Origin of the sequence: Lebetimonas sp. JS085 (assembly GCF_000523295.1) — a bacterium.
In the GTDB taxonomy this organism is placed as follows: domain Bacteria; phylum Campylobacterota; class Campylobacteria; order Campylobacterales; family Nautiliaceae; genus Lebetimonas.
In genome coordinates this window covers 1,352,108-1,372,533 of sequence record NZ_ATHR01000001.1, presented here as the reverse complement: position 1 = coordinate 1,372,533, position 20,426 = coordinate 1,352,108, and the positions used below count along the sequence as shown (strand labels likewise).

The following is a 20,426-nucleotide window of genomic DNA, read 5'->3' as shown; positions in this document are numbered from 1 at the left end:
TTAAATTAAAGTTAAAAGAACTATAAATAATACAGGTGGTGTAATTATAAGTCCAAACTTTGTATATTCTTTAAATGTAATTTTAATTCCTTTTTTATCTAATACATGCAGCCAAAGAAGTGTGGCTAAAGAGCCAAAAGGTGTCATTTTTGGTCCAAGATTTGAACCGATTATATTTGCATAAATCATAGCTTCATTTCCTATATGCTTTAATGAAATATCCATAATCATAACTGTAGGTAAATTATTCATAATTGCACTTAAAATAGCAGATATAAATCCTGTTGCAATAATTGCCAAATTATTATTTATTTCAAGCAGATGTTTTAAAATTATACTCAAATAATCTGTCAGACCTGCATTTTTTAGTCCATATACCACAATATAAAGCCCAATACTAAACCATACTATCTGCCAGGGAGCTGTTAAAATAATTTCTTTTGCATTAACTATTTTATTATGTGAAATTAAAAGAAAAATTAAAGCCCCTCCTAGCGCAAATATTGAAATCGGGATATGATAAAAATCTCCAATAAAATATCCGGTTAAAAGTAATGCTAAAAAGAAAAAAGAAAAAATAAATAGTTTTTCATCTTTAATTACACTTTTTGCAGGTGGCAGTAAATTTATATCAATTTTATTTGGAATTTTTTTTCTTAAAAACAGCCATAAAATAAAAGTTGAAGCTATTGTATTTACAATGAAAGGAAAAAACATATTTTTAAAATATTCAAAAAATCCTATATGGAAAAAATCTGCCGTTATTATATTTGTTAGGTTTGAAAATACAAAAGGAAGAGACGCAGAATCACTTATAAATCCACCTGCGAGTAAAAATGCAGTTATTGTTTTTAAGTTTAGTTTTAACATTTTTAATTTTGATAGTAATATAGGGGTTAAAATAAGAGCTGCCCCGTCATTTGCAAAAAATGCTGAAACTACACTTCCAAGAAGCATAGAATTTATAAACATTAAGTTTCCATTGCCGCGTGAAAGTTTTGCAATTTTTATTGCCATATATTCAAAAAATCCTAATTTATCTAAAACCATAGAAAGAATTATAATCCCAATAAATGCAAGTGTCGCATCCCAGACTATTTTAATTACTTCAATAACATCGTTAAAATTTACAACTCCTAAAATAAGAGCTATAAATGCTCCGATTATTGCAGTAGTTCCAATTTGCAGGCCTTTTGGCTGCCATATAATAAAAATTAGGGTAATCAAAAAAATTGAAAGTGCTATAATCATTCAAATTTTTTATAAATATTAGGGATTTGTTTTGTAATTTTTCTATGAGTAATTTTTCTTAATGTATATTCTATAATAAAAGCCAATATGAAACTTCCTGTTAAATACCAAATAATACTTATATCTTTTTGTGCATTATAATAAAGAGTTAAAATTACCACTAAAAACATAAAAAAAAATGCGAGAAAAACAAGATATTTGTTCGCATCTGTTCTATGATACACTCTTAAGTGCCCTAAATGGACAATGCCTTGAATTATTAAAACACTTAATGCTGCTACAGTTGTAATTTCTGTTAAATTTAAAAATAAAATTATAGGAATAATCAAAGCTACACTTATTAAAAGACCCTCAGTGGAATGAAAAATATTATATTCATATTCTTTTGGAAGTTCCCCGTTTTTTGCTAAGGTATAACTTATTTGTGTAGTTGCATAAAGTGTTGCATTTATTGCACTTGCAGTTGAAATAAGAGCAGTTATTGCCATAATTTTAAATCCAAGTTCTCCTAATACAGGTTTTGCTGCAAGAGCTAACGCATAATCTTTTGCTTTTATAACTTCTTTTAAAGGTAAATTTCCTAAAACGGTAATACTAATTGTCACATATAAAATCATTACAATTAAAATTGATAAAAGCATTGCTCTTAGCATATTTTTTTTAGAATTTTTCATATCTTCAATAGTATTTGTAATAACGCTAAAACCTTGATAAGCAAAGAAAGTAAGCCCTACAGCAAAAAACATATTAATAATTGGAGGAGTGTTTTTAATAGAAAGATATTCGGTGTTTATAGTAAAAAAAGCTAAAATGGTAAAAATAACTAAAACTGAGAGTTTAATAATTACTATTATATTTTCACTTTTAGCAACAAGATTTGCACCTATTAGATTTACTATTGTAAAAAATGCAAGAATTCCAAGACCAAAAGAATTGATGGTAAAAGTTGAAGAATGTCCAAAAAGCCTTGCTCCATATTCTCCAAAACTCTTAGTAACTGCTGCAATAGTGATAAGCTCGGCAAAATAAAACATTACACTCATTCCACCTGAGAAGATATTTACATTAAATTCTTGGACTAAATATTCAACTATTCCTCCTCGAGATGGATATCTAAGAGCTAATTTTGCAAGGGAATAACCGCTAAGAAAAGCAATAATCCCTCCAATTACAAATGAAACCCATACAATATTTCCTGCAATACTTCCGGCTTCTCCAATTACAATAAATATCCCGGCTCCAACCATAGAGCCAATACCTAAAAATATAGTGCTCCACAGCCCAAAAGCTTTATTTTTCATAGATAAATTTTTTCCCTTTCTTCTACGATATGGGCTTTTTTATTCATTTCATTTAAAATTACAGAGCGGAAAATTACCTGTTTGTCATATTCCCCGTGAATCAAAAATATTTTTTCAAGTGTTTTAAATTCCCTCAACCATTCAATTAATTCTCTCTGGTCTGCATGGGCTGAAAAACCGTTAATCGTATAAAGTTTGCTTCTGACAATAATATCCTCATGATAAATTCTGATATTTTTTGCCCCGTTTATCATATCTCTCCCGAGTGTTCCGACTGCCTGGTAACCTACAAAAATAACAGCGTTTCTCGGATTCCAGATTCTGTGTTTGAAATGATGAAGTATTCTTCCTCCGTTGCACATACCGCTTCCGGCCAAAATTACACAGCCTCTTTCAATATCATTAATTTTTTTTGACTCTTCCACATCTTTTACAAAACGCAGCTGTTTAAATTCAAATGGATGGTTTTTATATTTTTGGCAGCTTTTTTTAAGTAATTTATGCCATTTTTTATAAACAGAGGTTACTTTATCCGCCATTGGAGAATCAAGAAACACTTTTGCATCTTTTGGAAGAGATTTTTCATCGCTCATTTCTTTAAGCAGGCATAAAATCTGCTGGGCCCTTTCTATTGCAAATGTCGGAATTAATACATTTCCGCCGTTCATAAGTGTTTGAATAACCGCTTTTTTGAATTCCGTTTTGCTCTCTTCAAAACTCTTATGAAGTCTGTCTCCGTAAGTTGATTCAATAAACAGGGCGTCTGCATATGTCGGTTTTTCAAGAGGAGGTAAAATATTGTTGTTTTTGTTTCCCAAATCCCCGCTGAAAACTACTCTTTTTTTAAGTCCGAATTCTTCAAAAGTAAATTCAATAAAACTACTTCCCAGTATATGTCCGGCATCTTTATATTTTACTTTTAAATTTTTATATTTAAAACTTTTATTATATTCTATTTTTCTTTTTTTCATTTTTTTAAAAATAGATTTTACTTCATCAACGGTGTAAAGAGGTTTTCTGATTAATTTTTCTTTACCTTTTCTCTGGGCTTTTTTAAATTTTGTTTCGTAATCCTCTTCCTGAAGTTTTGCAGCATCAAGTAAAACAATTTTTGCTATGTCAAATGTAGCCGGGTGTGCAAAAACCTCTCCTTTAAATCCGTATTTGTAAAGAAGGGGAATTCTTCCTACATGGTCTAAGTGGGCATGTGTTAAAAATAAAGCGTCAATTTCTTTAGGATTAAATCCTAAAGGTTCGAAATTTTTATATTCATCATGTCCCTGAAACATACCTGCATCTATCAAAACCCTGCTTTTTACAGTATCTAAGATATGCATAGAACCTGTTACTATTTTTGCTGCACCATGAGATTCTTCGTAAGCTTGTTTTTTTAGTATCATTTTTGCTCCATTTCAGCGATATCTTTTATAATTTTCAATACGCTATCCGGGTTTAAACTCATACTTTCAATTCCGATATTGACTAAAAATTCTGCAAAATCAGGGTAATCGCTTGGTGCCTGACCGCAAAGGCCGTTATATTTGTTGTGTCTTTTTGCTCCGTCAACCGCCATTTTGACCATCTTTTTTGCACCCTCGTCCCTTTCATCATAATCGAAAGCAACTATTTGAGAATCTCTGTCAACCCCTAAAGTTAACTGTGTTAAATCGTTTGTTCCAATACTTATTCCGTCGTAAATTTCAAGGAATTTATCTATCTGGATTACATTGTTTGGTATTTCACACATCATATAAATAGGCACATTACCCAAACCGTTTTGAATCATTGCCTCTTTTACCCTTTTTGCCTCATCGATTCTTCTGCAAAACGGTATCATTAAAACAATGTTTTCAAATCCCATCTCACAGATTGCCCTTTTCATAGCAAGACATTCAAGCTCAAACCCTTCTTTATAATTCGGATGCGTATATCTGGCGGCCCCGCGGAATCCGAGCATTGGATTGTCTTCTACAGGTTCAAAATGCCTTCCCCCTAACAGATTAGCATATTCATTTGATTTAAAATCGCTCATTCTGACAATACATTTTTTAGGATAAACGCTTGCTGCAAGAGTCGCCACACCCTCACTTAATGTTTTTATAAAGAAGTCCTGGGCATCTCCGTCAAAAGGAAAGGCAAGTTCATCAATTAAAGCTCTTTCGGTTTCACTGAGTAATTCCGTATGTTTGATCGCCATAGGGTGTGCTTTTATGTAATTTGTAATAATAAATTCCATTCTAGCAAGACCTATTCCATCAACAGGAAGTTTGGCAAGTGAGAACGCTAGTTCCGGATTTCCTAAATTCATCATAATTTTTGTTTTTGGACGAGGAAGCTTTGAAATATCAACTTTTTCCACTTGAAATTTAAGTATTCCATCATATACTTTTCCAACTTCCCCTTCAGAGCAGCTGACTGTTACCGGTTGGTTGTCTTTTAATATTTTAGTCGCATTTTTTGCCCCTACGATTGCAGGTTTTCCAAGCTCACGACTCACAATTGCAGCGTGGCAAGTTCTCCCTCCTGTTTCTGTGATAATTGCACTTGCTATTTTCATAACAGGTTCCCAGTCTGGGCTTGTTGTAGGTGCTACTAAAACATCCCCTTTTTCAAATTTATCGGCCTCTGCCATTGAATGCATAATACATACTTTCCCAGCTCCTATTTTTTCTCCCACGGCATTTCCTGTCAGAAGCACTTTACCTTTTTCAAGCAGTTTGTATATTTCAAATTCTGTCGCCTTTTCCTGGGAATGAACTGTTTCAGGTCTTGCCTGAACCATATAAAGTTTTTCATCTATCCCGTCTTTTGCCCATTCCATATCCATAGGTGTGTAATGATTGTTTACTTCGGAATAATGTTCTTCTATTTTTATAGCCCAGTCTGCAAGTTTAAGTACTTCTTCATCAGAAATAGCAAATCTTCTTCTTTTTTCTATAGGTGTTTTAAGGTTTTTTGTAAACTGTTCTGCCAGATTTGCAGTTTCAAGTGTTTTGCTAAACACCATCATTTTTTCTTTTTCACCTAATTTTCTTTTTAAAACCGCCTTTTTCCCTTTTTTAAAAGTCGGTTTATGCACAAAAAAGCTGTCCGGATTTATAGTTCCCTGGACCACATTTTCCCCAAGCCCCCAGGCAGCATTAATAAATACAACATCTCTAAATCCTGTTTCTGTATCAATACTGAACATTACTCCGCTGCTTCCCAAGTCACTTCTTACCATTTTCATAATAACGACTGAAAGATATACTTTAAGTGGGTCGAAATCGTGGGTATATTTATAACTTATACTTCTGTCTGTAAAATTAGAAGCGATACACATTTTATATGCCCAAAGCAGATTATCTTCGCCTTTTATATTAAGATATGTTTCATTTTGCCCGGCAAATGAAGCAGTTGGTGAATCTTCCGCAGTGGCGGAGCTTCTTACGGCTAAGCTTACATCTTCTCCGTATTGCTCTTGAAGTTTGTGGTAATTTTCTAAAATCTCTTTTTTCAAATCTTCAGGAATTTTGGCTTTCATTATCAGATTTCTTGCAGTTTTACCCACTTTTTTAAGTTCATCAATATTGTCAGGATTGAAATTTTTAAATAGCTGGGCTAAAGGCTCGTTTAAATTATTTTTTTCTAAATAATGTCTATAAGCGCTTGCAGTTACAGCAAATCCGTTTGGGACATTTACACCAAGAGGTGTCAGATGGTTATACATTTCACCTAAACTTGCGTTTTTACCTCCCACTTCATCCACATCTTTAATTCCAATTTCACTGAACCATTTTATAAATTCACTCATTTTCTTCTCCTTAAAATTTTTATTGCATCTTCTACTGATTTGTTTTCGCATGTTATTGCATAAATTGCATTTGCCATTTTTATAGCTTCATCTATTGGTCTTTGATGTATATTTCTTCCTGTCCCGTTTCCCCTGGAACCGCCTATATGAATTTGGGCATATAATTCTTTTAAAAATTCTGTTTCGTCTATTTTTTTACCGCCTTCGCATAATACTCCGGTATTTCCTGCAGCAGAAGTTGCTTCTTTTAAAAGTTCAGGTTTGAATTTTCCATTTTTGTAAGGCACTTTGACTTTTGCAAAATCAGCCCCGAGACATGCGGCTACACCTGCAGCCCCTGCTATTATATGAGGGTCGTGCTCGTCTTTTACAAATTTTCCTTTTGGATACATCCATAAAACAGCAATCATTGCGTTTTTGTGGGCATCATGTACTATTTTAGCCGCTTCGCTTAACATTTCCCTTTCATATTCGCTTCCCAGATAAACGGTATATCCAACACCTTTTATATTAACTCCCATATCGTTTTTAAGTTCAATCACATTTTTCATATCAATCATCTGTTTTGAATACGGGTCTTTTGCAGAATAGGGGATTATATTTGTTTTTGAATTTAGTTTTACTAAATAAGGCACATCAGGATAAAGATTTGCATATCTTGTAATCAGTCCGAACTGAGTGGCAAAAACTCCTATTTTTGCGTTTGCTGCTATTTTAAATAAATGTTCTGGATTATTGTCGTCCTGCGATATTCCTTCGCCGTAAAAATCATTATTCAAATGTTCAATTTTCTGGTCTCCTGCAAAAAGCATAAGTCTTCCGGTATTGTTTGTAATTTCTAAAAAATTTTTTAGAAATTCCTCTTTTTTACCTATCGGCACATCTGCCGGGATATATTTTTTCATCTCCCGCTCCTTAAAAGTTTTATTTATTGTAACGCTTTTTTTCTTAAGTATTGCTTAAATTAAATTATAATACCGTAAATTATAGTAATAATTCCTAAAATAATTAAAAAAATGCTTGCTAAAAAAGTGATTTTTTTGCTAAAAATATATGAATACAAAGCTTTTAAAATATTATTGCTTCCTGCCGCTATTATAACTGCGCTTGCAATTTCATTTATATTAATGGAGATTTTGCCTGTGATTAACGATAAAATAAACGGGTCTATATCCGTAAATCCCACAATAAATGAAAGAATTTTTAGCCCCAAATTACCATAATGGATTGTTACAAACTTTGTAATTAAAATCATAAAAACAAAAAGAATTGCAAACACAAAAGCTGTACCAAGTTCTAAAGGGTTTCTATCATCAATAGGAGCTTCAATATTTAGATTTGATTTATAAAGAAAAAAAGAAATAATAATTCCAGTTAAAGAAAAAATTAAAAAAGGTATTAAAAGTTTATAAAAAATATTTTGATTAAAGATAAAAGCAATTACTAAAAGTCTTAAATACATCATAGAAGTTGCTAAAATAATGGATGAATTTATAATACTCAGCACATTGTCTTTTGCATTAATACTAAAAGCTTTTTTAGAAAGAACCACCGTTGTGGCGGTGGAAGAATAAAGACCTCCGAAAATACCTGTAATTAAAAAGGATTTGTTTTTAAAAAGAAATTTCTGTGCGATATAACTGAAATATGAAATTGCAGAAATTATTACAACTACAAGCCATATTTTAAAAGCTGAAATACCAATAAACGGTAAAGGATTTTTTGGTAAAACAGGTAAAATAACCGCACTTAAAAGAATGAATTTTCCAAAAGTTTCTATTTCATTTTGATTTATTTGCGAAAAAATATTTTTGGTGTGTGATTTATAATTTAAAATAAATACAATTGAAACAAAAATTATAGCTATAGACCATATATTTTTGGTAGTAAATAAAAGTCCTGAAAAAGAGTAAACAAGTGAAATTACCAAAAAAGAAAGAATTGAAGTTCTTAAATTTTGGTTTTTAAAATAATAATGAATCGCATAAAGGAGAGTTAAAGAAAAATATCCTAAAATATAAAGATTTATATTAATTTTATAAAAAGCAAAGCCTAAAATTCCTATAAAAGTGGAAGTTCTGGCAGAGCCGAAATGGGGCTTTTGAACCTGTTTTGATAATTTATATGTTTTAAGCTCAAGTCCTGTAAGAAAAGAAAAAGACAGAATTATTAAAAAATATAATAAATCTATTGGAATCATAAAATTTCTTCACCTTTCATTTTTCTGTAATATTTAATTACAGCCATTTTAACTGCATCGTTAAAAATAAACCAAACTATTGCATAAATCCATACAAAAAGCCCCCATGCCCATCCGATAGGTGTCATAAGTCCAAATCCATAAATTGAAATAATTGTTCCAATTATTCTTGTTGAAATTGTTGCACCAAAAAGTATTGCGCTAGGATACGGTTTTTTATAAAACCAGTCGTCAATACGCGTATTGTAAATTGTTCCGTGTCCAGCAATTACAAGTTTTGCAAAAAATGCAGCCTGAACAAATCCGAGATAACTTTTAGGATCGTGTATATTTACCCACTCAGGCACCATAGGCATAAAAAATGGAGTGTCTGGATGATATTGTAAATAAGCCATTAAAAGATAAAAAAATAAAAAGCTGCTAAGCACTCCTGCAATTCCAAGCCAGCTGGAAAGAATCAGTATCTCATGCATATCCCAACGTACCGGTTTTTCACGAACTTTTGTATTATCATATGCAATTGCCAAAATTGGAATATCATTCAAAAGGGCTAAAATAATAAGCATTAAAGCTGTAACAGGATAAATATTAAATAGAACAATAGCCAGTGTCATAAAGAATATTACCCTTAGTGTTTCGGCAATTCTAAAAACAGTATAACTTTTCATTCTTTCAAATGTAATTCTGGCTTCCTTAATTGCGTCTACAATAACTTTAAGTCCAGGAGCCATAAGAATAATATCAGCAGCCGCTCTTGCCGCATCTGTTGCACCGCTTACCGCAATTCCAGTATCTGCTTTGCGAAGAGCCGGTGCGTCATTTACACCGTCTCCCGTCATACCTACGATATGGTCTGCTTTTTGAAGCTCATCCACTATAAAATATTTATCTTCAGGAAATACTTCTGCAAAACCGTTTGCTTCTTCAATAATTTTTATAATTTCACTTTCATGTCTTTTAACAGAGCCTTTAACAAGCTTTCTTGATTTTTCTATCTCTTCTTTTACAAGTTTTACTATTTCTTTTACTTTTTCATTAACTTCCTCATCACTTAGATTCATAGCTTTCAAGAGTGCTTTTGAAATTACTTCGGAAAGTATTATATATTCGTCGTTTTTTTCGTTTTTAAGGTCTCTTATAGAATATATATTTTCTCCAATTCCCAAAATTCTTGCTATATATTTTGCTACGGCAACATTATCACCCGTTACCATTTTAACTTCAACGCCTTTTGCTTTTGCTTCTTCAATTGCCTCTTTACTGTCAACTCTAGGCGGGTCAAACAGAGGAATTAGACCTACAAAATTAAAGCTGTTTTCCTCTTTTGTTTTATAGGCCACACCAAGCGTTCTAAATCCATCTTCAGCGAATCCTTCAACTTTAGCGTAAGCTTTTTTCTTCTCATCGTCGGTTAAATTGCACATTTCAATAATAACCTGAGGGGCACCTTTTGTAACTATCATTTCTTTATTATCTAATTTTAAATAGCTTTCTGTTCTTTTTCTTACAGGGTCAAATGGAATAAATTTTTCTAATGTAAATTCTGGAATTTTTAAATTGTTTTTGTCTGCCCATTCAAAAATAGGTTTTTCAATCGGGTCGTTGTTTTCTTTTTTACTTGCCAATACTGCGTAAGTAATCACTTCTTCTTGCGTATGCCCGTCTTCTGTGTAAATATTTCCTACGCTCATTTTGTTTTGTGTAAGTGTTCCCGTCTTATCAGAACACAATACATCCATTCCCGCCATTTCTTCAATAGCCGCAAGTCTTGAAACAATTGCCTGTTTTCTGGCAAGGTTCAAAGCCCCCACTGCCATTACAACCGTTAAAACTGTAGGAAGGGCTACCGGAATTGCCGCAACTGTCAAAACCAGTGAAAATTCAAGCAAATCAAAAATAGGGTCACCCCTTTTAATGCCGGCAAAGATAATAATACCTACTAAAAATACAGTAATAATTATCAAAAAGTTTCCAACTTTTATTACCATCTTTTGAAAATGGCTTCTTTGTTTTTCCTGGGCTTTTTCCACCAGTTTTACTGTTTTCCCAAAATATGTGTTAAGAGCGGTTCCAACTACAATTGCTATCATTTCACCCTGTTTTATAATAGAATTGGAATAAGCCACATCTGCCGGTTTTTTATTTACGGGCAGACTCTCACCTGTTAGGGCAGATTGGTCAACCGAAATATAATCACCTCCGCCTGTTAATTTTACATCGGCCGGGATAATGTCACCTATTTTTATTTTTATAATATCTCCGGGGACCAGTTCTTTGGCTAAAATTTCCTGCCAATTGCCATCTCTGAGAACCAGTGCTTTTCTTGCTAATTTTTTCTTTAATACTTCTATTGCGTTTAAGGCTTTGTGCTCCTGATAAAAATCAAGCCCCGCATTTACAAAAAGCATTATCATAATAATAGTAAAATCTTCCCATCTGTGAACAAGCGCACTAAGAATAGCCGCAATTTCAATCATCCAAGGAATTGGTCCCCAGAATCTCCTGAAAATTCTGTGCCACAGTGGCTCTTTATATTCGGGGATTTCATTATATCCATATTGCTTTAGTCTTTTTTTAGCTTCTTCTTCGCTAAGTCCTTTTTGCAAATCCGTTTCAAATTTTTTTGCTACTTCATCAACACTTAAATTTTTAACTTCATTAACTGGTATGGCCATTATTTAACCCTCCTTAAAACTCTGTCAATTGATTCTGAGAAAGTTGGATGAGGAAATACTGCTTTAAGCAGTGTGTCTTTATCCATCTCTCCTGCAAGGGCAGCACTTATTATTCCTATAATCTCTTCTGCATTAGGCGCTAATATTTCAGCCCCGTTTATAAAATTTTCTTCATCGGTATATAAAATTACCAGTCCGTTTTCACTGTTTAATACAGCTCCGCTTATTCCAAGACGATTTAGTGGAAAAACAGTTTTTTTACCTTCCATTTTCCCGGCAGCTGCGTAATTTAAAGGAATTGTATAGATAAATTTTGGAATATTATCAAGGCTTAGTTTTTCTTTTTTGCCCAAAATCCGGTTTGCTACATTCAGCGCCTCGGCCCTTGCTGCGTGGGCTAGCATAAGTTTTGCATTCACATCTCCAATTGCGAAAACATTTGGCAGAGTAGTTTGAAAATATTCATTTGTATCAATTCCTTTTGAAATTTTTAAATTAGGAGTTTTTATCATCCATGTATTTGGAATTCTGCCGGTTGCAACTAAAAGCAAATCAGCTTCTTTTTTGCCGTTATTCGTTTGAATTTCTACTTTTTTATTTGCAACAGCTTTGGTTATAGATGTGTTAGGAACTAAATTTATGCCTATTAACTTCAACTGCTCTTGTAGTTTTTCAACAATTTCAGGAGCTATTTTTTTAGAAATATTTTCATGTCTATAAATTAAATCAACTTTTACACCAAGTGCTGCAAAATATCCTGCAAATTCAAGCCCAATTGGGCCACTTCCGTATATTGCGATATGTTTTGGCAATTGAGTTAAAGAAAACACTTCTTTTGAAGTGATTATTTTTTTGTTATCAACTTCTATTCCATCAGGTACTCTTGGGTGAGAACCAGTCCCAATTATTATATATTTTGCTTTTAAAATTTCTCCATTTACTTCTATACCTTCATCGGTTACATATCCTTTTGCTTCTAAAACTTCTACGCCTGCGGCTTTTAACTGCATTTTAATAGCCTCAGTATTTTTTTTAATCCTATCAAATGTTTTGTTAAGTAATTTTTCTACATTAACTTTTGCCTTTTCAATAAAAACATCTTCACTTGATTCTAAAACTGTTTTAGCCCTATGAAGCATATTTTTTGAAGGAATACATCCTGCATGCAGACAATTTCCTCCTAAAAAATTTAAATCTTTTTCTATTAACGTGACTTTAAGCCCTGCTTTTGCCAAAACAACGGCGGCTGCATAATTAAGTCCGCCCCCCAAACATATTACATCTCTCATTTTATCCCTTTAATTTCATTTTTAAAATCATTTACAAATTTAGCCGCTTCCACGCCGTTTATAATTCTATGATCAAATGTAAAAGTAACTTTTATTTTTCCGTCAATTAAACTTCCAACAGCCATTATACCGCTATCTTTATCATTTATTAAAGCGCTAAATCTTTTTATATTAAACATTCCAAGATTGCTAAGTCCAAAAGTAGAGTTTGTTAAATCTTCAATAGTAAGTCTTTTTGTCTTAATTTCTTTTAACCATTCATTTATTTCATTTAAAGTTTTTTCTTCTGCTTTTTTAATTACAGCCATATAAAGTCCATCATTTCTACTAACTGCAACAGATATGTTTGAAGCAGGGTAGGTAAGTAAGCTATTGTCTTTTAAAACACTTCTTGTAAGCGGATTTTTTTGCATAGCATTTGCTAAAGCTTTAATTAAAATGGCCGTCAATTTAATGCCTTCTTTTTTTTCAATTTCTATTTCTTCAAATATAAAGAATATAGGTTTTGTAAGTGAATTTTCAACATTTTTGATAACAGCCAACTGATTTGCGTTAAGTTTTATTGTTTTTGCGATATTATTTGTTTTTATATAATTTAATACTTCAGTTTCTCTTATTTTATGGTTTAATTTGAATTCATTTATGTCTAAATTGTATTCATTTATTAATTTAGCTGCTTTTTTTGTAAAATATCTGTTTAGCAAAAATTCGTTAATATCTTTTTCGTGGGCGGGTTTTGGAAGGGCATTTTCATTTTGAAGTTTTTCTATATCAATGTTATACTCTTTTGCTTTTTTCTTTGCCACAGGTGATGCATTGCCGGAAATTGATTGTTCTGAAGAAGAAGTCAGTTCGTTAATTAATTTATCAATATCTATTTCTTCACTACTTGGCTTCTTGGAACTTAAAACTTGGCTACTTGGCTTCTTGGAACTTGAAACTTGGCTACTTGGTTCTTGCCCACTCTTCTCAATTATTGCAATAACGCTTTTTACCGGAACTTCATCCCCAACATTAGCTAAAATTTTTTTAACAACACCGTTTTCGTAGTTTTCTATATCCATGGTGGCTTTGTCGGATTCCACTTCAACTAATTTGTCGCCTTTTTTTACAATATCCCCAACACTAACATACCATTTAACAATTTTACCTTTATCCATTGTGTCGGATAAAATAGGCATTGTAACTTTATATTCCATTTTGGGCCTTCCATTTAAGGATTTTTTGAGTTATTTTATCGGGTGTAGGAATTGAAGCGAGTTCAAGTTTTCTGTTATAAGGAATAGGAACTTCTTCTCCAGCAATTCTAAGAAGTGGTGCGTCTAAATTGTAAAAACACTCTTCTATAATCTCGGCGGCTATTTCAGCTCCCATTCCGCCTGTTTTATGGTCTTCTTCTACAATTACACATTTTTTTGTTTTTTTAATAGACTCTGCTATTGTTTCAATATCTAGGGGTCTAAGAGAATTTAAATCAATAATTTCAGCGTCAATTCCTGCTTTTTCAAGCTCTTTTACAGCTTCGATTACATCATATCTCATTTTAAAATAAGTAAGTATTGTTAAATCTTTTCCCTTTTTTACAACTTCTGCTTTAAAAGGATTGAAGTTTTCAATTTCTTTAAACTCCATATCAACCGGATAAAGCAGTTCATGTTCAAGAAAAATTACGGGGTCGTTGCTGAAAATAGCCCATTTTAACGCATGGTATGCATATGTTGCATTGCTTGCACACAAAACATAAAGTCCGGGAACTGAGCTGAGCATTGTTTCATAATTTTCACTGTGCTGGGCGGCAAGCTGACGAGATACACCCCCAGCCATTCTAATAGTAAGCGGCAGGGTGATTTTTCCCCCGCTCATATATCTGAGTTTACTTGCATGATTTATAATTTGGTCAAATGCAAGAAGCGAAAAATTTTCTGTCATTATTTCGGCTATCGGCCTAAGTCCTCCTATGGCCATACCGACCGCATTTCCCACAATACTGAGTTCCGCTATAGGAGTATCGATTACCCTTTTTTTTCCGTATTTGCTGAAAAGTCCTTCGCTTACCCTGTAACTTCCCCCGTATCTTCCTACATCTTCACCGAGAATAACTATACTTTCATCTTCCGCCATTGATTCGTCAATGGCTCTGTTTAATGCCTCACGATACAACATTTTCACACTCCTTGCAATATACATCTTTATATAATTCATCTATTTCAGGTTCCGGGGAATTAGCTGCAAATTCGACGGCCTCTTCAATTTCTTTTTCTACTTTTTTATCCGTTTGATTAAAATATTCTTTTTCAACAATTCCTTCTTTTATGGCTCTGTTTTTTAGATTTTCAATAGGGTCTCTTCTTTTAAAAATATCTATTTCTTCTTCACTTCTGTATTTTCCGGCATCGCTCATAGAATGCCCTTCGTATCTGTATGTTTGGGCTTCTATAAAATAAGGTCCGAGGCCGTTTTCTATATATTCTTTTGCCTTTAAAACCTCATTATAAACCTCGCATACATCCATTCCGTCAATTCTAACGGCCGGCATATAATTTTTTGCCTTTTTGTAAAGCTCTTCAAAAGGGCTGACCCATCCGATTCTTGTGCCTATTGCGTAGAAATTATTTTCTATAAAAAATATAATCGGAAGTTTCCATGCGGCGGCTAAATTGATACTTTCAAAAAAAGCGCCTCCGTTTGTGGCTCCGTCTCCGCCTATTGCAAAAACCCCTGCATTTTCACCCTGAATTTTCCTGGCATATGCGCAGCCTACAGCCATAGGAAACTGGCCTCCTACAATTGCATCTCCTCCGTAAAAACTGAGTTTTGGCTCGAAAAGGTGCATACTTCCGCCTTTTCCTTTTGAAATTCCTGTTTTTTTACCGAAAAGTTCGGCCATTATGAGTTTAGGCTCCATCCCCCTTGCAACTGCAAGCACATGCTCACGATAATGGGTAAAAACATCACCTTTGTCAAATGCCTGCATAGTTCCGACACTCACAGCCTCCTGACCTATATCAAGATGTAAAAACCCAGCAATATTCCCTTTCATATACTCCTGTTTTGCAGCTTCTTCAAAACGGCGTCCCAGTTTCATCAGATAATAAAATGTTTTTATTTCACTAACTTTCATTTCCAAACTCCTCAATTGCTTCAAGTAGAGGTATCATATACATTAGAGCTGGACCTCCGTGCATTAAAACGGCCTGAAATCCCGCATCTAAAATTTCATCTTTTGTTGCTCCAAGATTTAGAGCGTTTTTTGTATGAAATGCTATGCACCATTGACACTGAGCCGCAACAGCCAAAGATATATTTATAAGTTCTTTGTTTTTAGCGCTAATTGCAGAATCTTTTTCAGCCCTCTGCATAAAATTTAAAAAAGACTGAATCTCTTCGGGTTTGTTTTTTTTAAGCTCTTCTAATAATTTTCCGATTTCCTGTAATTTTTCCTTCATTTTCCCTCCTTAAAAGTTTTATATCTATATTTTAACTCTTCAAACTTAAAATGAACTTAATTATAATATTTTTGCCGCCTCTTCAAGCGAAGTAAAATAGAGTCTGTTTTGATTTTCAAGATAATTTATTGTATCAAGAAAACTTTCTTTTCCAAGCAGTATAGGAATATATTTGTCATTGTTTAAAATTTTTACAATAGATAAAGCATCCGTCATATATTGAGGGGTTATAATTACAAAAATAATATCGCCCAAATTTTTTACTGTTTCAAGGGCTGCTTTGTACCTTTCATCTGTCGCATCTCCTATTACATCGATAGGGTTGTTGTGAGACCAGGTAGGAGGAAGCACTTTATTTAATTTCTCAATTGTTTTTTTATCGAGTTCTTTAATTTTAGCGTATTGACTTACCAAATCGGTAAGAATTGTTCCAGGACCTCCTGCGTTTGTAACGATAATTACTTCTTTTGCCTTATATTCCGGCGAATAAATTAAACTCTCAATAGAGTTTTTAAATACAGCTCCTGCATTTTCACTTAAAATTTTAAACATTTCAAAATCTCCTGCTAAATTTCCTGTATGGGAAAATGCAGCTTTTTTGGCGGCTTTGCTTTTTCCTGCTTTAAAAATTAAAATATCTTTTTTTGAGTTCCTAATAGCTTTTAAAAACTCTTTTCCGTATTGAATACCCTCAGCATAAATTGAAATTGTTTTACAATTTTTTTGATTATTTAATTCATTTATGGCATTTGCAAAATTAAAATCAGCCATATTTCCCATTGAAATAATATGGGAAAATCCTATTTTATTTTGGGCAGCTTTATCCATAATTGCAGTTAAAACCGCACCTGACTGGGAAATAAGCCCTATATCCCCTTTATAAATTGAGCTTTTTGCAAAGGTTAAATTAAGTTCTTTATCAGCGTTGTAAATTCCGAGACAGTTAGGTCCTACAATGTTTAAATCATATTTTATTGCCAGTTCTTTTAATTTTTTTTCAGCTTCAATATTTCCAATTTCTTTAAAGCCGGCAGAAATAATTATAAAATTTTTACAGCCTTTACATGCCATTTTTTCAACTGTGTCTAATACAAACTTGGTAGGAATTGCAATTACAGAAGTATCAATAGGAGGTAGTTCGTCAATTGATTTATAAACTCTTTTGTCAAAAAGGGTGTTTAAATGAGGGTTTACAAAATAGATGTTTGCTTTTGAATTTAGTGCATTTTTGGCTATTGCGTATCCGACTTTCTCCTCTTTGTCGGTTGCCCCAAATATTGCTATATTTTCATTTTTAAAGATTGAGTGTTTTTTAGAATAAAAAGTTTTTTTATTTTTTTTACCTTCTTTTATTCTTACATCAACTGCAATTGCACCTTTTTCATTTACGATTAAAGGATTTATGTCAAATTCTGTTATATTTTTATTGTTAAACATAATCTGAAGTTTTTTAATTACATCTATTACAGCGCCTAAATTATATTTTTTGCCCCTGAACTCAGGAAATATTTTTGAAATTTTTGTTTTTTTAATTGCCTTTGTTATTTCATTTTCATCCGCATTTGTGTCAATATAAGTTATGTCTTTTTCGATTTCTACTAATGTCCCTCCGCTTCCAAAAATTAAAACCTCTCCAAAAATTCCGTCAAATTTCCCGCCGATAATAAGTTCAATTCCTTTAACTTCTTCTTGAATTAAAAACTCACTATTTTCATCAAAAGAGATATCGTGTTTTTTAAGATTATTTAAAATTATTTCTTTTGCTTTTTTTAATTCATCATTATTTTGAATATCTGTAATTACCCCTCCAATATCACTTTTATGAACAGGTAAATCTATTTTTAAAACACAAGGAAATGTATCAAAGCTTAAAATTTCATTTATTTTTACTCTTTTTTCTTTTGGAGTGGGGATGTTATATTTTTGTATTAGATTCATTTTAATTCCTCAAATATTTTTTGCAACTCTTCTTGAATTTCTTTTATAATTGCTTCAAGATGTTCCTCTGATATAAAACTTTCGGCATAAATCTTATAAATATCCTCCGTGCCGCTCGGTCTAAACGCCATCCATGAATTTTTCGTTACAATTTTCATACCTCCGATAGGTTCGTTATTACCAGGTGCTTTTGTATAGATTTTTTCTATTTTTTCTCCGGCGAGTGTTTTTATATTTAAATGTGTAATTGATTTTAAAATTTCTTTTTGTTTCTTTGTAGCAGGGGCGTCAATTCTTTTATAATAGCTTTTGCCAAAATCTGCTTCAAATTCAGAATAAATATCTGCAATGTCTTTTTTGGTTTTTGCCATAATTTCTATTGCAAGGAGATTCATTATTATACCGTCTTTATCACTGCTCCAGGGGCTTGCATCGTATCTTAAAAAGCTGGCCCCAGCACTCTCTTCTCCGGCAAATCCGAGCTGTCCTTCGTATAAACCTTCTGCAAAATATTTAAATCCCACAGGTGTTTCATAAACTTCCACGCCAAGAGAATCTGCAACTCTATCAATCATAGAAGAAGTTACAACTGTTTTTCCTACTTTCAAATGTTTTGGCCAGTTTCTATGTTTAAAAAGATACCACATTGCAACTGTTAAATAATGGTTTGGATTAATAAGTCCTCCTTTAGGAGTTACAATTCCATGTCTGTCTGAATCGGTATCGTTTCCAAAGGCTAAATCATAATTGTCTTTTAGTTTTAAAAGATTTTTCATAGCATAAGGGCTTGAGCAGTCCATTCTTATTTTGCCGTCTTTATCAGAAGGCATAAATGAAAATGTAAAATCAACTTCACCATCTTTTATATCAAAATCGACCCCCCAGATTTCATTAATTTTTTTATATACGGGAATTGCGCTTCCTCCAAGAGGGTCTGCAGCTATTTTTAATTTTGAATTTTTAATTAAGTCCATATCAACTATTTTGTTTAAATTTTTAACATAAGGCGTTATAAAATCGTCTGTTTTTATTTTTTTGAGTGCAATTTCATAATCTATTGTTTTATAATTTTTGTTTTCCAAATAAAAATTTGCTTTTTTTTCTATTGTTTTTGTTATATTTGTTTCGCTTGCGCCTCCGTTTATGGCATTATATTTAAATCCTCCGTCTTCCGGGGGGTTATGCGAAGGCGTTATAACTATTCCGTCCGAGTTTTTATTTTTTTTGTTGTGCTCAATTATTGTGTGTGAAATTACAGGAGTAGGGGTGTAATCGTTATTTATTACAACTTCTATGTCATTTGCGCAAAGTACCCTTATAGCGCTCATTTCAGCCGGAGTAGAAAGTGCGTGGGTGTCTTTCCCTATAAATACCGCTCCTGTAATAGATTTTTCTTTTTTATAATCGGCAATTGCCTGAGCAATTGCAAAAATATGCTCTTCATTGAATGTTTTATTATTTGCACTTCCCCTGTGACCACTTGTACCAAATGAGACTCTTTCATTTTTATCTTTTGGATTTGGTTTTAGATAAAAATAGTTTGAAATAAGTTTAGGTATATTTGTTTTCATTTTTCAACTCCCATTAATGGATATGCTATTTTTAGAAGTTTTTTATCAAGTGAATATGTTGAGCTTTCAATTTCTTCTAAATCTCTTAAAATAAATTTATCATCAAAATAAGTAACAATTTTATTTGGGTTGTTTTTTATATTATCAAGTGCAGTTACTACAAATTCAGAGGCTCTTAGTCTTTCAATTACAGTAGGGCTTCCGCCTCTTTGAATATGTCCTAAAACAGTTAGACGACTTTCAAAACCTATTTCTTTTTCAAACCACTCTTTTATTTTTTCACTTATTTTAAGTCCTTCTGCAATAATCGCTATAAAATAATCTCTTCCGTTTTTTATTTCTTTTAAATATCTTTTTTTAAGATTTTCGAGATTATATTCCTCTTCTGGAATCAAGCACATTTCAGCTCCGTTTGCAACAGCGCTGGTCAGTGCTAAATATCCGCACTCCCTTCCCATTGTTTCTATTACAAAAGCCCTGCTGAATGAACTTGCCGTATCCCTTATATCATCGACGGCGTTTCTTATTATATTTAAAGCAGTATCCACCCCGATGGAGTATTCATTTAAAGGTATGTCGTTGTCAATTGTGGCAGGTATTCCCATAAACGGAACTTTAAATTCGTTATAAAAAACATTCAAAGCCCTGAAACTTCCATCACCCCCCAAAATTACAAGTGCGTCTATATTATGCTTTTTAATATTTTCAAAGGCTTTTTTTCTGTAATTTTTATCATACCATCTAATTGAGCGGGCGGATTTTATAACTGTTCCGCCTCTATATATAATTCCGCTTACATCTTTAAAAGAAGCTTTTTTTATATCTCCATCAATTAAGCCTTCTAAACCTCTGTAAACAAAATATGGTGTAAAGCCTAATTCATAAGAATATTCAACAAATTTTTTAATGGCATTGTTCATACCGCTGGAATCTCCTCCGCTGCATAAAATTGCTATATTCAT

Annotated in this window: 15 protein-coding genes; all 15 read right to left on the bottom strand. The window is 32.6% G+C overall.

All coding sequences use genetic code 11. From position 1 onward, the window contains the following. Genes DZ68_RS0107665 through DZ68_RS0107595 form a run of 15 tightly spaced genes read right to left on the bottom strand, consistent with a single transcriptional unit; the run spans nt 1 to nt 20,426 of the window. Nucleotides 1-1,251, bottom strand: coding sequence for an arsenic transporter (locus tag DZ68_RS0107665; protein WP_024788031.1), 1,251 nt, complete (start codon nt 1,249-1,251; stop codon nt 1-3). After that, the gene (locus DZ68_RS0107660) at nt 1,248-2,552 is read right to left on the bottom strand and encodes an APC family permease (RefSeq protein WP_024788030.1); all 1,305 of its coding nucleotides are present in this window, start codon (nt 2,550-2,552) and stop codon (nt 1,248-1,250) included. Before DZ68_RS0107660 ends, DZ68_RS0107665 begins: the two co-directional genes overlap by 4 nt. Then, nucleotides 2,549-3,952 carry an MBL fold metallo-hydrolase RNA specificity domain-containing protein gene (locus tag DZ68_RS0107655; RefSeq protein WP_024790956.1) on the bottom strand — a complete coding sequence of 468 codons (1,404 nt, stop codon included), beginning with the start codon at nt 3,950-3,952 and terminating at the stop codon, nt 2,549-2,551. The genes DZ68_RS0107660 and DZ68_RS0107655 overlap by 4 nt, the downstream gene beginning before the upstream one ends. Further along, nucleotides 3,949-6,345 carry a phosphoenolpyruvate synthase gene (gene ppsA / locus DZ68_RS0107650; RefSeq protein ID WP_024790145.1) on the bottom strand — a complete coding sequence of 799 codons (2,397 nt, stop codon included), beginning with the start codon at nt 6,343-6,345 and terminating at the stop codon, nt 3,949-3,951. The genes DZ68_RS0107655 and ppsA overlap by 4 nt, the downstream gene beginning before the upstream one ends. Further along, entirely contained in the window at nt 6,342-7,250 is a 909-nt protein-coding gene (locus DZ68_RS0107645; protein WP_024790144.1) for an aldolase, read from the bottom strand. Before DZ68_RS0107645 ends, ppsA begins: the two co-directional genes overlap by 4 nt. Before the next feature lie 59 nt (nt 7,251-7,309). After that, a complete protein-coding gene (locus DZ68_RS0107640; RefSeq protein WP_173391319.1) occupies nt 7,310-8,545 on the bottom strand; it encodes a DUF4010 domain-containing protein in 1,236 nt (411 codons plus the stop codon). Beyond that, a complete protein-coding gene (locus DZ68_RS0107635) occupies nt 8,542-11,220 on the bottom strand; it encodes a plasma-membrane proton-efflux P-type ATPase (RefSeq protein ID WP_024790954.1) in 2,679 nt (892 codons plus the stop codon). Before DZ68_RS0107635 ends, DZ68_RS0107640 begins: the two co-directional genes overlap by 4 nt. Further along, the gene (locus tag DZ68_RS0107630) at nt 11,220-12,509 is read right to left on the bottom strand and encodes an NAD(P)/FAD-dependent oxidoreductase (protein WP_024790142.1); all 1,290 of its coding nucleotides are present in this window, start codon (nt 12,507-12,509) and stop codon (nt 11,220-11,222) included. Before DZ68_RS0107630 ends, DZ68_RS0107635 begins: the two co-directional genes overlap by 1 nt. Further along, nucleotides 12,506-13,708 (bottom strand): 2-oxo acid dehydrogenase subunit E2, encoded by a 1,203-nt coding sequence (locus tag DZ68_RS0107625; RefSeq protein ID WP_024790141.1) that lies wholly within the window; start codon nt 13,706-13,708, stop codon nt 12,506-12,508. The genes DZ68_RS0107630 and DZ68_RS0107625 overlap by 4 nt, the downstream gene beginning before the upstream one ends. Beyond that, complete coding sequence (locus DZ68_RS0107620) at nt 13,698-14,672, bottom strand: alpha-ketoacid dehydrogenase subunit beta (protein ID WP_024788022.1); 975 nt, start codon at nt 14,670-14,672, stop codon at nt 13,698-13,700. The genes DZ68_RS0107625 and DZ68_RS0107620 overlap by 11 nt, the downstream gene beginning before the upstream one ends. Beyond that, entirely contained in the window at nt 14,659-15,630 is a 972-nt protein-coding gene (pdhA, locus tag DZ68_RS0107615; RefSeq protein ID WP_024788021.1) for a pyruvate dehydrogenase (acetyl-transferring) E1 component subunit alpha, read from the bottom strand. The genes DZ68_RS0107620 and pdhA overlap by 14 nt, the downstream gene beginning before the upstream one ends. Further along, on the bottom strand, nt 15,620-15,955 hold the full coding sequence (locus DZ68_RS0107610) for a carboxymuconolactone decarboxylase family protein (protein WP_024788020.1): 336 nt from the start codon (nt 15,953-15,955) through the stop codon (nt 15,620-15,622). The genes pdhA and DZ68_RS0107610 overlap by 11 nt, the downstream gene beginning before the upstream one ends. Nucleotides 15,956-16,015: 60 nt before the next feature. After that, nucleotides 16,016-17,893 carry an acetate--CoA ligase family protein gene (locus DZ68_RS0107605; RefSeq protein WP_024790953.1) on the bottom strand — a complete coding sequence of 626 codons (1,878 nt, stop codon included), beginning with the start codon at nt 17,891-17,893 and terminating at the stop codon, nt 16,016-16,018. Then, nucleotides 17,890-19,464: an alpha-D-glucose phosphate-specific phosphoglucomutase gene (locus DZ68_RS0107600; RefSeq protein WP_024788019.1), complete on the bottom strand. Its 1,575-nt coding sequence runs from the start codon at nt 19,462-19,464 to the stop codon at nt 17,890-17,892. The genes DZ68_RS0107605 and DZ68_RS0107600 overlap by 4 nt, the downstream gene beginning before the upstream one ends. After that, nucleotides 19,461-20,426: a 6-phosphofructokinase gene (locus DZ68_RS0107595; RefSeq protein WP_024788018.1), complete on the bottom strand. Its 966-nt coding sequence runs from the start codon at nt 20,424-20,426 to the stop codon at nt 19,461-19,463. Before DZ68_RS0107595 ends, DZ68_RS0107600 begins: the two co-directional genes overlap by 4 nt.

Coding starts and splice junctions, on each gene's coding strand:
- DZ68_RS0107595 (WP_024788018.1), bottom strand. CDS start 20,426: ATGAATATAGCAATTTTATGCAGCGGAGGAGATTCCAGCGGTATGAAC.
- DZ68_RS0107625 (WP_024790141.1), bottom strand. CDS start 13,708: ATGGAATATAAAGTTACAATGCCTATTTTATCCGACACAATGGATAAA.
- pdhA (WP_024788021.1), bottom strand. CDS start 15,630: ATGAAAGTTAGTGAAATAAAAACATTTTATTATCTGATGAAACTGGGA.
- DZ68_RS0107660 (WP_024788030.1), bottom strand. CDS start 2,552: ATGAAAAATAAAGCTTTTGGGCTGTGGAGCACTATATTTTTAGGTATT.
- DZ68_RS0107610 (WP_024788020.1), bottom strand. CDS start 15,955: ATGAAGGAAAAATTACAGGAAATCGGAAAATTATTAGAAGAGCTTAAA.
- ppsA (WP_024790145.1), bottom strand. CDS start 6,345: ATGAGTGAATTTATAAAATGGTTCAGTGAAATTGGAATTAAAGATGTG.
- DZ68_RS0107635 (WP_024790954.1), bottom strand. CDS start 11,220: ATGGCCATACCAGTTAATGAAGTTAAAAATTTAAGTGTTGATGAAGTA.
- DZ68_RS0107655 (WP_024790956.1), bottom strand. CDS start 3,952: ATGATACTAAAAAAACAAGCTTACGAAGAATCTCATGGTGCAGCAAAA.
- DZ68_RS0107630 (WP_024790142.1), bottom strand. CDS start 12,509: ATGAGAGATGTAATATGTTTGGGGGGCGGACTTAATTATGCAGCCGCC.
- DZ68_RS0107665 (WP_024788031.1), bottom strand. CDS start 1,251: ATGATTATAGCACTTTCAATTTTTTTGATTACCCTAATTTTTATTATA.
- DZ68_RS0107620 (WP_024788022.1), bottom strand. CDS start 14,672: ATGTTGTATCGTGAGGCATTAAACAGAGCCATTGACGAATCAATGGCG.
- DZ68_RS0107645 (WP_024790144.1), bottom strand. CDS start 7,250: ATGAAAAAATATATCCCGGCAGATGTGCCGATAGGTAAAAAAGAGGAA.
- DZ68_RS0107605 (WP_024790953.1), bottom strand. CDS start 17,893: ATGAATCTAATACAAAAATATAACATCCCCACTCCAAAAGAAAAAAGA.
- DZ68_RS0107600 (WP_024788019.1), bottom strand. CDS start 19,464: ATGAAAACAAATATACCTAAACTTATTTCAAACTATTTTTATCTAAAA.
- DZ68_RS0107640 (WP_173391319.1), bottom strand. CDS start 8,545: ATGATTCCAATAGATTTATTATATTTTTTAATAATTCTGTCTTTTTCT.